At 67.5% G+C, this 13,394-nt stretch carries 13 protein-coding genes; 6 read left to right on the top strand and 7 right to left on the bottom strand.

Annotation, left to right across the window (positions count from 1 at the left end):
• The first annotated feature begins 1 nt into the window (after position 1).
• Positions 2 to 3,334, top strand: a complete 3,333-nt coding sequence (carB, locus tag BLR51_RS01755; protein ID WP_089842830.1) for a carbamoyl-phosphate synthase large subunit — start codon at positions 2 to 4, stop codon at positions 3,332 to 3,334.
• 66 nt (positions 3,335 to 3,400) lie between these two features.
• Here carB and BLR51_RS01750 read toward each other — a convergent pair whose 3' ends face one another.
• From BLR51_RS01750 to BLR51_RS01730, 5 genes are read right to left on the bottom strand one after another with little or no spacing between them, the layout of a single operon-like run.
• Complete coding sequence (locus tag BLR51_RS01750; RefSeq protein WP_089842827.1) at positions 3,401 to 4,087, bottom strand: ABC transporter ATP-binding protein; 687 nt, start codon at positions 4,085 to 4,087, stop codon at positions 3,401 to 3,403.
• Positions 4,084 to 4,833 (bottom strand): ABC transporter ATP-binding protein, encoded by a 750-nt coding sequence (locus BLR51_RS01745; protein ID WP_089842824.1) that lies wholly within the window; start codon positions 4,831 to 4,833, stop codon positions 4,084 to 4,086. Before BLR51_RS01745 ends, BLR51_RS01750 begins: the two co-directional genes overlap by 4 nt.
• Positions 4,826 to 5,809 carry a branched-chain amino acid ABC transporter permease gene (locus BLR51_RS01740; protein ID WP_089842820.1) on the bottom strand — a complete coding sequence of 328 codons (984 nt, stop codon included), beginning with the start codon at positions 5,807 to 5,809 and terminating at the stop codon, positions 4,826 to 4,828. The genes BLR51_RS01745 and BLR51_RS01740 overlap by 8 nt, the downstream gene beginning before the upstream one ends.
• Positions 5,806 to 6,726: a branched-chain amino acid ABC transporter permease gene (locus tag BLR51_RS01735; protein WP_089842817.1), complete on the bottom strand. Its 921-nt coding sequence runs from the start codon at positions 6,724 to 6,726 to the stop codon at positions 5,806 to 5,808. Before BLR51_RS01735 ends, BLR51_RS01740 begins: the two co-directional genes overlap by 4 nt.
• A 46-nt stretch (positions 6,727 to 6,772) precedes the next feature.
• The gene (locus tag BLR51_RS01730; protein WP_089842814.1) at positions 6,773 to 7,903 is read right to left on the bottom strand and encodes an ABC transporter substrate-binding protein; all 1,131 of its coding nucleotides are present in this window, start codon (positions 7,901 to 7,903) and stop codon (positions 6,773 to 6,775) included.
• A gap of 163 nt (positions 7,904 to 8,066) precedes the next feature.
• On the opposite strand from BLR51_RS01730, the gene BLR51_RS01725 reads away from it, so the two are divergent.
• The 5 genes from BLR51_RS01725 (at position 8,067) to BLR51_RS01705 (ending at position 11,909) form a co-directional block, all read left to right on the top strand.
• Positions 8,067 to 8,447 (top strand): winged helix-turn-helix domain-containing protein, encoded by a 381-nt coding sequence (locus BLR51_RS01725; RefSeq protein ID WP_089842811.1) that lies wholly within the window; start codon positions 8,067 to 8,069, stop codon positions 8,445 to 8,447.
• Positions 8,448 to 8,514: 67 nt separating this feature from the next.
• The gene (gene modA, locus BLR51_RS01720; protein ID WP_089842808.1) at positions 8,515 to 9,276 is read left to right on the top strand and encodes a molybdate ABC transporter substrate-binding protein; all 762 of its coding nucleotides are present in this window, start codon (positions 8,515 to 8,517) and stop codon (positions 9,274 to 9,276) included.
• A gap of 3 nt (positions 9,277 to 9,279) precedes the next feature.
• Positions 9,280 to 9,972 (top strand): molybdate ABC transporter permease subunit, encoded by a 693-nt coding sequence (gene modB / locus BLR51_RS01715; protein WP_089842805.1) that lies wholly within the window; start codon positions 9,280 to 9,282, stop codon positions 9,970 to 9,972.
• Positions 9,969 to 11,090: a molybdenum ABC transporter ATP-binding protein gene (modC, locus tag BLR51_RS01710; protein ID WP_089842802.1), complete on the top strand. Its 1,122-nt coding sequence runs from the start codon at positions 9,969 to 9,971 to the stop codon at positions 11,088 to 11,090. The genes modB and modC overlap by 4 nt, the downstream gene beginning before the upstream one ends.
• A gap of 93 nt (positions 11,091 to 11,183) precedes the next feature.
• Positions 11,184 to 11,909, top strand: coding sequence for a GntR family transcriptional regulator (locus tag BLR51_RS01705; protein WP_089842797.1), 726 nt, complete (start codon positions 11,184 to 11,186; stop codon positions 11,907 to 11,909).
• A gap of 4 nt (positions 11,910 to 11,913) precedes the next feature.
• On the opposite strand, the gene BLR51_RS01700 is transcribed toward BLR51_RS01705, so the two are convergent.
• Together BLR51_RS01700 and BLR51_RS01695 are read right to left on the bottom strand one after the other, a co-directional pair.
• Positions 11,914 to 12,552 carry an aspartate/glutamate racemase family protein gene (locus BLR51_RS01700; protein ID WP_089842794.1) on the bottom strand — a complete coding sequence of 213 codons (639 nt, stop codon included), beginning with the start codon at positions 12,550 to 12,552 and terminating at the stop codon, positions 11,914 to 11,916.
• A gap of 2 nt (positions 12,553 to 12,554) precedes the next feature.
• On the bottom strand, positions 12,555 to 13,394 hold the full coding sequence (locus BLR51_RS01695) for an ABC transporter permease (protein ID WP_089842791.1): 840 nt from the start codon (positions 13,392 to 13,394) through the stop codon (positions 12,555 to 12,557).

Raw genomic sequence — 13,394 nt, 5'->3', positions numbered from 1 at the left:
CATGCCCAAAAGAACCGATATCAAATCCATCATGATTATCGGAGCGGGGCCCATCGTGATCGGGCAGGCCTGCGAATTCGACTATTCCGGCGCACAGGCCTGCAAGGCCCTGCGTGAGGAAGGTTACCGGGTCATTCTGGTGAATTCCAACCCCGCCACGATCATGACCGACCCGGAACTGGCCGATGCCACCTATATCGAGCCGATCACGCCCGAAATCGTGGCAAAGATCATCGAAAAGGAACGGCCCGACGCGCTGCTGCCCACGATGGGCGGCCAGACCGGCCTGAACACCTCGCTGGCGCTCGAGGAAATGGGCGTGCTCGCGAAATACGGGGTCGAGATGATCGGCGCCAAGCGCGAGGCCATCGAGATGGCCGAAGACCGCAAGCTGTTCCGCGAGGCGATGGACCGCATCGGGCTGGAAAACCCCAAGGCGACCATCGTCACCGCCCCGAAAAAGCCCAACGGCAAGGCCGATCTGGACGCGGGCGTGGCCATCGCGCTGGAGGCGCTGGAAGGCATCGGCCTTCCGGCGATCATCCGCCCCGCCTTCACGCTGGGCGGCACCGGTGGCGGCGTCGCCTATAACCGCGAGGATTACGTGCATTACTGCCGGTCGGGCATGGATGCCTCGCCGGTGAACCAGATCCTTGTGGATGAATCCCTGCTGGGCTGGAAGGAATACGAGATGGAGGTGGTCCGCGACAAGGCGGACAATGCCATCATCGTCTGCGCCATCGAAAACGTCGATCCCATGGGCGTGCATACCGGCGACAGCATCACCGTGGCCCCGGCGCTGACCCTGACCGACAAGGAATACCAGATCATGCGCAACGGCTCCATCGCCGTGCTGCGCGAGATCGGCGTGGAAACCGGCGGGTCGAACGTGCAATGGGCGGTGAATCCGGAAAATGGCCGCATGGTCGTGATCGAGATGAACCCGCGCGTATCGCGGTCTTCGGCGTTGGCCTCCAAGGCCACCGGCTTTCCGATCGCCAAGATCGCGGCGAAGCTGGCCGTGGGCTACACGCTGGACGAGCTGGACAACGACATCACCAAGGTGACGCCTGCCAGCTTCGAGCCGACCATCGACTATGTCGTGACCAAGATCCCGCGCTTTGCCTTTGAAAAGTTCCCCGGATCCGAACCGCATCTGACCACCGCGATGAAATCGGTGGGCGAGGCGATGGCGATTGGCCGGACCATCCACGAATCGCTGCAGAAGGCGCTGTGCTCGCTGGAAACCGGGCTCAACGGCTTTGACGAGATCACCATTCCCGGCGCGCCGGAAAAATCCGCCGTCATCAAGGCGCTGAGCAAGCAGACGCCCGACCGGCTGCGCACCATCGCGCAGGCGATGCGGCACGGGCTGTCGGATGACGACATCCACGGCGTGACCATGTTTGACCCGTGGTTCCTTGCCCGGATCCGCGAAATCATCGAGGCCGAGGATCAGGTGCGCCGCGAAGGCCTGCCGCAGAATGCCGAAGGTCTGCGCGCGCTCAAGATGATGGGCTTCTCCGATGCCCGTCTGGCCGTGCTCACCGGCTTTTCCGAAAAGGACGTGCGCAAGCGCCGCCTGTCGCAGGGCGTGGTCGCCAGCTTCAAGCGGATCGACACCTGCGCCGCCGAATTCGAGGCGCAGACGCCCTATATGTATTCCACCTATGAAATGCCCATGATGGGCGAGGTGGAATGCGAGGCGCGGCCTTCGGACAAGAAAAAGGTCGTCATCCTTGGCGGCGGTCCGAACCGGATCGGGCAGGGGATCGAATTCGATTACTGCTGCTGCCACGCCTGTTTCGCGCTGACCGCGGCGGGCTATGAAACCATCATGGTCAACTGCAACCCGGAAACCGTGTCCACTGACTATGACACCTCGGACCGGCTGTATTTCGAACCGCTGACCTTTGAACATGTGATGGAGATCCTGCGGGTCGAGCTGGAAAATGGCACGCTGCATGGCGTGATCGTGCAGTTCGGCGGTCAGACCCCGCTCAAGCTTGCCAACGCGCTGGAGGCGGAGGGCATCCCGATCCTTGGCACCACGCCCGATGCCATCGACCTTGCCGAAGACCGCGAGCGGTTTCAGGCGCTGGTCAACCAGCTGGGCCTCAAGCAGCCGAAAAACGGCATCGCCTCCACCGACGCGCAGGCACTGGCCATCGCCGACAGCATCGGCTTCCCGCTGGTGATCCGTCCCTCCTATGTGCTGGGCGGGCGCGCCATGGAAATCGTGCGCGACATGGCGCATCTGGAACGCTACATCCGCGAGGCGGTGGTGGTGTCGGGCGACAGCCCGGTGCTGCTGGACAGCTACCTGTCGGGCGCGGTCGAGCTGGACGTGGACGCGATCTGCGACGGCGAGGCGGTGCATGTCGCGGGCATCATGCAGCATATCGAAGAGGCGGGCGTGCATTCCGGCGACAGCGCCTGTTCGCTGCCGCCCTATTCGCTGTCCGACGAGCTGATCGCCGAGATCAAGGTCCAGACCGAGGCGCTGGCCCGCGCGCTGCATGTGGTCGGCCTGATGAACGTGCAGTTCGCCATCAAGGACAACGAGATTTACCTGATCGAGGTGAACCCCCGCGCCAGCCGCACCGTGCCGTTTGTGGCCAAGGCCACCGACAGCGCCATTGCCTCTATTGCGGCGCGGATCATGGCGGGGGAAAAGCTCTCTGCCTTCCCGATGCGCGCGCCCTATCCCGACAACGCCGATTATGACAGCGTGCTGCCGCTGGCCGATCCGATGACGCTGGCCGATCCGAACATGCCGTGGTTCTCGGTCAAGGAAGCGGTGCTGCCCTTCGCCCGTTTCCCCGGTGTCGACACCATCCTTGGGCCGGAAATGCGCTCCACGGGCGAGGTGATGGGCTGGGACCGCAGCTTCCCGCGCGCCTTCCTCAAGGCGCAGATGGGCGCGGGCAACATCCTGCCGACCGAAGGCGCGGTGTTCATCTCCATCCGCGACGAGGACAAGACCCCGCAGATGGTGGAGGCGGCCTCGCTGCTGTCCGGCATGGGGTTCCATCTGGTGGCGACGGCGGGCACCGCCGCTTTCCTGTCGCAGAACGACATCCCCTGCGAACGGGTCAAGAAGGTCTATGAAGGCCGCCCCAACGTGGTGGATCTGATGAAGGATGGCGGCGTGCAGCTGGTGCTGAACACCACCGAAGGCGCTGCCTCGGTCGCGGACAGCCGGGAAATCCGGTCGGTCGCGCTCTATGACAAGATCCCCTATTACACGACCGCCGCAGGCGCCCATGCCACCGCGCTGGCCATGAAGGCCCGCGAGGAAGGCGAACTGGTGGTCAAGCCGCTTCAGGCCTGACCGGGCGGGATCGCGATACCGGGGCGGCCCTTGGGGCCGCCCTTTTTTATGTCCTGACGTCGGGTCTCAGACGCCCAGATAGCGCTCCGCCTCGGCGGGGCCCAGATCGGCAAAGGCTCCGGACCAGACGGATGTGCCGCGTTCAAGGATCACGGCGCGGTCGGCCACGGCGGCCATTTCGCGCAGCGACTTGTCCACCACAAGGATCGACAGGCCCGCGCCGCGTTTCAGCAGCAGCAGCGCGTCCCAGATTTCCTGCCGCACCAAGGGCGCCAGTCCTTCGGTCGCCTCGTCCAGCACCAGAAGCCGCGGATTGGTCATCAGCGCGCGCCCGATGGCCAGCATCTGCTGTTCGCCCCCCGACAGGGTCGCGGCCTTCTGCCCGCGCCGTTCCGCCAGCCGGGGAAACAGCAGCTCCACCCGCGCCTGATCCCAGGCGCCGGGACGGGCGGCGGCAAGCAGGTTTTCGGTCACGCTCAGGTCGCGGAAACAGCGGCGCCCCTCCGGCACCAGCCCCACCCCCAGCCGGGCGATGCGATGCGCGGGCAGCCGCGCCAGATCCTGCCCGGCAAAGCGCCGCACCCCACCCGACGGCATCAGCCCGCAGAGACAGCGCAGCGTCGTGGATTTGCCCATGCCGTTACGCCCCATCAGGGCCAGCACCTCGCCCTCTTCCAGCGCCAGCGTGACGCCGAACAGCGCCTGCGACGCGCCGTAGGAGGCGGTGATGTCGCGCAGCTCCAGCAAGCTCATGGCGCTTCTCCCAGATAGGCCTCGCGCACCTCCGGGTTGGCGCGGATCTCGGCGACGGTGCCGGTGGCGATGATGCGGCCATAGACCAGCACGCTGATCCGGTCGGCCAGCGCGAACACCGCGTCCATGTCATGTTCGACCAGCAGAATGGGCGCCTCGGCCCGCAGCCCGTCCAGCACGCGGGTCAGGGCCAGCGAGCCTTCGCTGCCCAGCCCCGCCATCGGCTCGTCCATCAGAAAGGCGCGCGGGGCCAGCGTCAGGGCCACCGCCACTTCCAGCTGCCGCCGCTGCCCGTGGCTGAGCGTCGCGACGCGGGTCGCGGCCAGATCGGCCAGCCCCATCCGGTCCAGCGCGGCCATGGCGCGGTCGCGCAGATGGCGCCGCCCCAGCGCGGGCCGCAGGAACCGGTAGGGCGATCCGCTGGCCCCCAGCGCCCCCAGCAGCGCGTTCTGCAGCACGGTGTCTTCCATCGCCAGCGCCGAGATCTGGAAGCTGCGCGCCAGCCCCGCCCGCGCCCGCGCCATGGTCGACCACTGCGTGACATCGCGCCCCAGCAGCCGCACCTGCCCGGCATCGGGCGCGATATTGCCGCAGATCTGCTTGATGAGCGTGGATTTCCCCGCGCCATTGGGGCCGATCACCGCGTGAATTTCGCCCCTGCGCAGATCCAGCGTGACGCCATCCGTGGCGCGCAGGGCGCCGAAGCTCTTGACCAGCCCGCGGGTTTCCAGAACCGGCTCAGTCATGGGCGCGCGCCCGCCCCGCGATCAGCCCGACCAGCCCGCCGCGCGCGAACAGCACCACCGCCAGCAGCAGCAGCCCCAGCCAGATGTGCCAGAATTCCGACAGCCCGCCCAGCCAGTGCTCCAGCAGCACGAACACCGCCGCACCGATCACCGGCCCGCACAGCCGCGCCACGCCGCCAAGGATCAGGAACACCATGATCTCGCCGCTGGTCTGCCAGCTGAACATCGTCGGGCTGACAAAGCGGTTGAGATCGGCAAACAGCGCGCCCGCAAGCCCGGTCACCGCGCCGGACAGCACAAAGGCCACAAGCTGCAGCCGCTTGGGGTCCAGCCCCACCGCCATCACCCGGTCCGGGCTCTGCCGCGCGGCGTTCAGCGCAAGGCCGAAGGGGCTGCGCGCCAGCAGATGCGAGGCCAGCAGGATCAGGCAGAGCAGGCCGAAACACAGGCCGAAGAACTGGATCGGCACCAGCGTGTTCAGCCCCGGAAAGCTGTTGCGCACATAGATGGACAGCCCGTCCTCGCCGCCATAGGCGTTCCACGAAATGGCGAAGAAAAACGCCATCTGGCCAAAGGCCAGCGTGATCATGATGAAATAGACCCCCGCCGTGCGCAGCGCCAGCAGCCCGATCAGCAGCGCCGCCATGGCAGAGGCGGCGACCGCCACCAGCCAGATCACCGGCATGGATTTGGTCCCCGGCACGGTGAAGGCGCCGTCATAGATCGGCGTATAGTCCTGCGCGTGGCTGGCAAGGATGCCCATGGCATAGCCGCCGATGCCGAAAAACAGCGCGTGGCCTAGGCTGACCAGCCCGCCCAGCCCCAGCGCGATGTTCAGCCCCACGGCGGCCAGCGCAAGGATGGCGGCGCGGGTGGCCAGCGTGATGGTGAAAGGCTCGTCCGACAGATGGGCCCAGACCGGCAGCAGGCCAAGCGCCAGCAGCACCAGCGCGTTGAGCAGGGTCTCGCGCGTCATGTCCGGGCTCCGAACAGGCCGGTGGGCCGCCAGACCAGCACCGCCGCCATCAGCATGTAGATGGCCATCGACGACAGCGCCGCGCCGGTCTGGGTCGCTGCCGCCGGATCCATGACCAGCGCAAACAGCCGGGGCAGGAAGATGCCGCCCAGCGTGTCGGTCAGCCCGACCAGCAGCGCACCGACCAGCGCGCCGGTGATCGACCCGATGCCACCGATCACGATGACCACGAAGGCAAGGATCAGCACCGGCTCGCCCATGCCGACCTGCACCGACTGGATGGCGCCCACCAGCGCGCCCGCAAGCCCGGCAAGGGCGGCGCCAAGCGCAAAGACCAGCGTGTAAAGCCGCGCGATGTCGACCCCCAGCGCCGCGATCATCTCCCGGTCGTTTTCACCGGCGCGGATGCGGATGCCCAGCCGGGTGCGCCCGATCAGCCAGAACAGCGCCCCCGCCAGCACCAGCCCCACGCCGATCAGGAACAGCCGGTAGAGCGGATACTGGATGCCGCCGGGCAGGGTGACCGGCCCCGACAGCGCGGGCGGAATATCAAGGTAAAGCGGGAAGGATCCAAAAATCCACCGCGTGCCTTCGGAAAAGATCAGGATCAGCGCGAAGGTGGCCAGCACCTGATCCAGATGGTCGCGGTCATAAAGACGGCGGATCACCAGCCGTTCCACCAGCGCCCCGGCGCAGGCGGCGGCGACCAGCGCCGCCCCCAGCCCCAGCAGGAAGGATCCGGTGGCGGCGGCGGTGGCGGCAGCGGCAAAGGCGCCCACCATGAACAGCGAGCCATGGGCAAGGTTGATGAGCCCCATGACGCCAAAGATCAGCGTCAGCCCCGCCGCCATCAGAAACAGCATGATGCCGGACTGCAGCCCGTTCAGCACCTGTTCGACAATCAGCAGCGGGGTCATGACTTGTCCTGTCCTGCGGCGGCCCCGGCTGGGGCCGCGCCTGCCCTTACATCTTGCACTCGGCCTCGTAGGCATGGCCGCGGTCGGTGATCGCGGTGTCAACGATCTGGTTGGTCAGGATGTCGCCCTCGCGCACCACCTCGCGCACATACAGATCCTGCACCGGGTGCTGGCTGGCGTTGAAGCTGAACTTGCCCCGGACGGAGTCGAAATCGGCCTCCATCAGCGCGGCGCGGAACGCCTCGTCATCGCTGACCTCCGCCTTGTCCATGGCCGAAAGCAGCAGGTTGGCGGTGTCATAGCCCTGCGCGGAATAGAGCGAAGGCAGGCGGCCATATTTCTCGGAATAGGCGGTGACAAAGGCCGCGTTGGCGGCATTGTCCAGATCCTTGCTCCAGGACGAGGTGTTCTTCACCCCCAGCGCGGCATCACCCACCGCCTGCAGGATGTTCTGGTCAAAGGAAAAGGCCGGGCCGATCAGGGGCAGATCCACGCCGCTGTCGGCATATTGCTTGAGGAAGGAAATCCCCATGCCGCCGGGCAGGAAGAAGAACACGCTGTCGGCGCCGCTGGCCCGGATCTGCGCGATCTCTGCGGCGTAATCGGTCTGGCCAAGGTCGGTATAGATCTCGCCCGCCAGCTCGCCTTCGTAGAAGCGTTTGAAACCGTTCAGAGAATCCTTGCCCGCGGGATAGTTGGGCGCAAGGATGAAGCTGTTGGCAAACCCGGCCTTGGTGGCATAGGCGCCCGCCGCCTCGTGCAGGTTGTCATTCTGGTAGGACACCGAGAAATAGTTGGGGTTGCAGCCCGCGCCCGCCAGCTGCGCCGGGGCGGCATTGGTGGACAGGTAGAACAGCCCCTGCGCGGTGGCGGCGGGCACCACCGCCATGGCAAGGTTGGACCAGACGATGCCGGTCAGCACGTCGACCTTTTCGGACTGGATCAGCCGGTCGGCCAACTGCACCGCCACATCGGGCTTCTGCTGGTCATCCTCGATCACCACCTCGACATCGTCACGGCCCGCCTGTTCCAGCGCCAGCATGAAGCCGTCGCGCGTGTCGATGCCCAGACCGGCCCCGCCGCCCGACAGCGTGGTGATAAGCCCGACCTTGACCTCGGCCATGGCGGTGGTGGCGCAGGCGGCAAGCGCCACCGATGCAAGCAGCTGTTTCAGCATGTGTCGTCTCCCTGTTCCCGGTCGGCGCAGCTCTGCGGGCGGCCTGACCTCTGGCGCGCAGTTTTCGTCAGCGCGCCCGGAAAGACAATGCCTGCCATGCCTGTGGCGCCGCTTTTGCGCCGCCATCTTGTCAGACCTGCCGGGATGGCGGACAACCGGATCCATGAAAGAGGCCCCAAAAGACAGCGACGCCCCCCGGATCCGCCTGCGGATCCTGTTGGGCACCGATGCGATGCTGGGGCCGGGCAAGGCCGACCTGCTGGATCTGATCCGCCAGACCGGATCCATCGCCGCGGCGGGGCGGGCCATGTCCATGAGCTACAAACGTGCGTGGTCGCTGGTCGAAGAAATGAACGGCGCCTTTCGCGAGCCGCTGGTGGACAGCAGCCGGGGTGGCGCCAAGGGCGGCGGCGCAAGGCTGACGGAAACCGGCGAACTGGTGCTGGAGCAGTATCGCAAGATCGAGGAGATCGCGACCGAAGCCGGGGCGGCACGGATCGGGCTGCTGCGCTCCCTGCTGCGCGATGTGGCCGATGGGAAATAACGCTTGCCGTGTCGGGGCGCGATTGCGATATGTTTTGCCATACCTGTCGCCAGGGAGAGGAATCCGCATGCCCGTCCGTCATGTCCTGCTGCCCGCGCTTGCGCTGCTGCTGCCGGGGCTGGCCCATGCCGAACAGGTCACCGTCTTTGCCGCCGCCAGCCTGAAAAACGCCATGGATGACATCGTGGCCAGCTATCAGGCGCAGTCCGGTCACAGCGTGGTGGTGTCGCTGGCCGGATCCTCGGCGCTGGCCAAGCAGATCCAGCAGGGGGCCCCCGCCGACATCTTCATCTCTGCCAATCCCGACTGGATGGACCTGCTGGAGGCGGAGGGGCTGCTGGAAGACGGCTCGCGCCGCGATCTGCTGGGCAACAGCCTTGTGCTGGTGGCGCATGGCACGGATGCGGCGCCGGTCACGATCGGGCCGGATCTGGATCTGCCCGCCCTGCTGGGCGACGGGCGGCTGGCCATGGCTCTGGTCGATTCGGTGCCTGCGGGCATCTACGGCAAGGCAGCGCTGGAGCATCTGGGCCTCTGGCAGGAAGTGGCGCCTTCGGTCGCGCAGTCGGACAATGTCCGGGCCGCGCTGGCGCTGGTCGCCACCGGCGAGGCGCCGTTTGGCATCGTCTATGCCACCGATGCCGGGGCAGAGGACCGCGTGACCGTGGCGGGCCGCTTTCCCGCCGACAGCCACCCGCCGATCCTCTATCCCGTTGCCGATCTGGCCAACCGCGACAGCGCCGCCGAGGAGGATTTCCTGACCTATCTGCAGGGGGCCGAGGCCCGCGCCGCCTTCGAGGCGCAGGGTTTCACCGTACTGGCCGACTGACGCATGGACTGGCTCGGCCCCGAGGAAACACAGGCGCTGCTGCTGTCCCTGCGCGTATCGCTCTGGGCCACGCTGCTGGGGCTGCCGCTGGCGGTGTTCGTGGCCTATGCGCTGGCGCGCTGGCGCTTTCCGGGGCACGCTCTGCTGAACGGGCTGGTGCATCTGCCGCTGATCCTGCCGCCGGTGGTGACCGGCTATCTGCTGCTGCTGACCTTCGGCACGAAGGGGCCGGTGGGCGCCGTGCTGCAGGACTGGGGCATCGTGCTGGCCTTCCGCTGGACCGGGGCGGCGCTGGCGGCGGGGATCATGGCCTTTCCGCTGCTGGTCCGCGCCATCCGCCTGTCGATCGAGGCGGTGGATCCCAAGCTGGAACAGGCGGCGGGCACGCTGGGCGCCTCGCGGCTGATGGTGTTCCTGACGGTGACGCTGCCGCTGATCCTGCCCGGCATCGTCGCGGGCGGCATTCTGGGCTTTGCCAAGGCGATGGGGGAATTTGGCGCCACCATCACCTTTGTTTCCAACATCCCCGGCCAGACCCGGACGCTGCCTTCGGCCATCTATGCCTTTCTGCAGGTGCCGGGGGGCGATGCCGCCGCGTTCCGGCTGGTGCTGGTGGCGGTGGCGGTGGCGATGGCGGCGCTGCTGCTGTCGGAATGGGTGGGGCGGCGCGTGGCGCGGCGGGTGGCCGGGCAATGACGCTGTCGGTTCACGTGAAACATTCCTTTCCGGCCTTCACGCTTGACGCAAGCTTCGAGGCGCCGCCGGGCATCACCGTGCTGTTTGGCCGCTCCGGGTCCGGCAAGACCACGCTGGTCAATGCCGTGGCCGGGCTGCTGCGCCCCGAGCAGGGTCGCGTCGCCGTCAACGGGTGGGAGCTGTTCGACACCGGCGCGCGGCGCTGGCTGCCGCCGCACAAGCGCAGGCTGGGCTACATCTTTCAGGAGGGGCGGCTTTTTCCGCATCTCAACGTGCGGCAGAACCTGATGTATGGCCGCTGGTTCGCCCCGCGCGACGCCCCGCGCGCCGAATTTGGCCGCGTGGTCGATCTGCTGGGCATCGGCGCGCTGCTGGACCGGCGGCCCGGTGCGCTGTCGGGCGGGGAAAAGCAGCGGGTGGCCATCGGGCGCGCGCTGCTGGCGGCCCCGCGCCTGCTGCTGGCGGATGAACCGCTGGCGGCGCTGGACGAGGCGCGCAAGGCCGAGATCCTGCCCTATTTCGAACGTCTGCGTGACGAGGTCGCGATCCCCATCCTGTTCGTCAGCCATTCCGCCGCCGAGGTGGCGCGGCTTGCCACCACGGTCGTGGCGCTGGAGGCGGGGCGGGTCACCCGCGCGGGCCCCGCCGCCGAGGTGCTGGCCGATCCCGCCGTCACGCCCTTGGGCGCGCGGGCGGCGGGGGCGGTGCTGGAGGCGGTGGTGCTGCGCCATGCCGAGGACGGGCTGACCGAACTGGGTGCGGGCGGGCTGACGCTGGTGGTGCCCCGGCTGGACGCGGCCCCCGGCACCGCCATGCGGCTGCGCATCGCCGCGCATGACGTCATCCTGTCGCGGGAGGCACCGGTGGGCCTGTCGGCGCTGAACATCCTGCCCGGCACGATTCAGGACATCCGCAGCGGCGACGGACCCGGGGCGCTGGTGTCGCTGGACACTGCGGCGGGGCGGGTGCTGGCGCGGATCACCCGCCGCTCGGCGCAGGCGATGGGGCTGGAGCCCGGGCAGGTCTGTCACGCGGTGGTCAAATCGGTGGCGGTGGCCCCCGATGATGTGGGCGGCGGCCCGGGGATGTCTGGCCTTCGGGGCCCGGGATCGGCCTGAATTTTAGTGTCTGGTGATCCGACCTTGATCTGAAACCGTATCTTTCTTTTCAGTTTCGGCTAGAAAGGGTCAGTTCGTTTTCGGGTGTCAGCCATGGACAATCTTGCCAGAGCCACCTTCGACCCGACGGCGCCGCTTGCGCCTCAGATCTATGCCTATCTGCGGGCGCTGATCACGCGCAACGCGGTCTATCCGGGCCAGCCGCTGGCGGAACAGCGGCTGGCGCTGCGGCTTGCGGTGCCGCAACCCGCGCTGCGCGAGGCGATCCTGCGGCTTGCGGGCGAAGGGCTGGTTGATCTTTGCCCCGATGGCAGCCCGAAGGTGGGGCGGATCTGCATGTCGGGCGTGGTGGGGGCGCGGTTCCTGCGCGAAGCCATCGAGGCCGATATCGTCAAGGCAGTGGCGGAGCGCGCGGATTTTGCGCTGATCACCGAATTGCGCGAACAGATCGTGCGGCAGAAACTGGTCTGCGGGCGCGATCCGCGCAGCATGGTGCATCTGGACGAACGCTTTCACCGCACGCTGGCCGAAGCGGCGGGGATGGGGCCGATCTGGCGCGATCTGGAGGGGCTGAAGCTGCGCATGGACCGGGTGCGGCACCTGTCGCCGGAGCCGCTGTCGCCGCAGCCGCTGATCGAACAGCACAGCGCCATCGTCGACCGGATCGCCATGCGCGACGTGTTCGGGGCCGAGGCCGCGATGCGGGGTCATCTGCGCGATCTGGTCGCCGTGCTGCCCGCGCTGGTGCAGCGCTTTCCCGACTATTTCGACACCCCGCAGGAGGATCCCGAAGGCCCGCCACTGGTGCCGCTGCGCTGACGGGCTAGAGCGCGGGCAGCAGCCGGGCGGCGGATTCCACCCCGTCGAGGATGGGCAGCGCGAAGCGGCGGCGCAGGTCGGCGGTCAGCTTGGCCATGCCCGCGCAGCCAAGGATCACCGCATCGATCCCGTCCTCGGCCCGGGCGCGGTCCAGTTCGGCGGCGATGCGCGCCCCGGCGGCGTCGGGGTCATCTTCCAGCGCCAGCACCGGCACGTCCGAGGCGCGGACCCGGCCCAGCAGCGGCGCAAAGCCGTAGCGCGCGATGTTCTCTTCAAGGATGGGCACCGACACGGCCAGCGTCGTCACCACGGAAAACCGCCAGCCGCGCAGGGCGGCCATATGGCAGGCGGCCTGACAGATGCCCAGCACCGGCACCGCCGAGCGCGCCACTGCCTGCTCCAGCGCGGTATCGTCGAAACAGCCGATGACGATGCCCTGCATGCCTTCGGCATTGGCGCGGTCCACCAGCGCCAGCAGCGGCGCCGTGGCGGCCTCGCCATCCTCGCGGCCCTGAATGGCGGGGGGCGCCCCGGTCGAGGTCCAGCCCTGAAACCCGGCCTCGGGGGCGGTGGCCTGCGCCACGGCCAGCATCGCCTCGGTCATGGACCGGGTGCTGTTGGGGTTGATGATGAGATGCGCCATGTTCAGACCATGCCCTTGCCCGCGTCGGATCCCTGCCGGGCGCGGCGGCGGTTCAGGCCCCAGACCGTCAGCAGGAACACCGCGATGATGACCAGCGAAAACGCCGTGGTCAGGGTGCCAAGCGCAAAGATCACCGGCGTGGTGACGTTGGTGGTCATGCCGTAGATCTCCAGCGGCAGGGTGTTGTAGCTGCCCGCCGTCAGCAGCGTGCGGGCGAATTCGTCATAGCTGAGCGTGAAGCCGAACAGCGCCACCCCGATCAGCGAGGGCGCGATGATCGGCAGGATCACGTGGCGGATCGTCTGCCAGTTGCTGGCGCCCTGATCGCGCGCGGCTTCTTCATAGCTTTTGTCGAAACGGTTGAAGACGGCGAACATGATGAGCAGGCCAAAGGGCAGCGTCCATGTCAGCTGCGACCCGAAGCCGGAACTGGCCCAGTGGATCGGCAGGCCCAGCTGGCTGAAGATCAGCCCGACCCCCAGCGAGATCAGGATCGACGGGATCACCAGCGCGGTGATGACCAGATAGAACAGCACCGCATTGCCGGCGAAGCGTTTGCGGAAGGCGAGCCCGCCCATGACCGACACCACCACCGTGGTGACCATGACCATCAGCCCCAGCGCAAGGCTGCGGCGGAAGCTGCCCCAGATGTCCCCCACCGCCTGCTGTTCGAAAAGGTCGCGGAACCAGTGCAGCGAGGTGCCGCGCATCGGAAAGGTCAGCCCGCCCTGCGGCCCCTGAAAGCTGAGGATCGCGATGGTGAAGGTGGGGCCATAGAGGAACAGCAGGAACAGCCCGAAAAAGCCGGCCAGCACATAGAACGAACGCGAGCGGGGTTCCAT

Source organism: Salipiger marinus, assembly GCF_900100085.1.
GTDB classification, from domain to species: Bacteria; Pseudomonadota; Alphaproteobacteria; order Rhodobacterales; family Rhodobacteraceae; genus Salipiger; species Salipiger marinus.
Note: the sequence above shows the minus strand (reverse complement) of the source record. Positions and strands in the feature narration are given on the sequence as shown.

Coding starts and splice junctions, on each gene's coding strand:
- carB (WP_089842830.1), top strand. CDS start 2: ATGCCCAAAAGAACCGATATCAAATCCATCATGATTATCGGAGCGGGG.
- BLR51_RS01750 (WP_089842827.1), bottom strand. CDS start 4,087: ATGAGCTTGCTGGAGCTGCGCGACATCACCGCCTCCTACGGCGCGTCG.
- BLR51_RS01745 (WP_089842824.1), bottom strand. CDS start 4,833: ATGACTGAGCCGGTTCTGGAAACCCGCGGGCTGGTCAAGAGCTTCGGC.
- BLR51_RS01740 (WP_089842820.1), bottom strand. CDS start 5,809: ATGACGCGCGAGACCCTGCTCAACGCGCTGGTGCTGCTGGCGCTTGGC.
- BLR51_RS01735 (WP_089842817.1), bottom strand. CDS start 6,726: ATGACCCCGCTGCTGATTGTCGAACAGGTGCTGAACGGGCTGCAGTCC.
- BLR51_RS01730 (WP_089842814.1), bottom strand. CDS start 7,903: ATGCTGAAACAGCTGCTTGCATCGGTGGCGCTTGCCGCCTGCGCCACC.
- BLR51_RS01725 (WP_089842811.1), top strand. CDS start 8,067: ATGAAAGAGGCCCCAAAAGACAGCGACGCCCCCCGGATCCGCCTGCGG.
- modA (WP_089842808.1), top strand. CDS start 8,515: ATGCCCGTCCGTCATGTCCTGCTGCCCGCGCTTGCGCTGCTGCTGCCG.
- modB (WP_089842805.1), top strand. CDS start 9,280: ATGGACTGGCTCGGCCCCGAGGAAACACAGGCGCTGCTGCTGTCCCTG.
- modC (WP_089842802.1), top strand. CDS start 9,969: ATGACGCTGTCGGTTCACGTGAAACATTCCTTTCCGGCCTTCACGCTT.
- BLR51_RS01705 (WP_089842797.1), top strand. CDS start 11,184: ATGGACAATCTTGCCAGAGCCACCTTCGACCCGACGGCGCCGCTTGCG.
- BLR51_RS01700 (WP_089842794.1), bottom strand. CDS start 12,552: ATGGCGCATCTCATCATCAACCCCAACAGCACCCGGTCCATGACCGAG.
- BLR51_RS01695 (WP_089842791.1), bottom strand. CDS start 13,394: ATGGAACCCCGCTCGCGTTCGTTCTATGTGCTGGCCGGCTTTTTCGGG.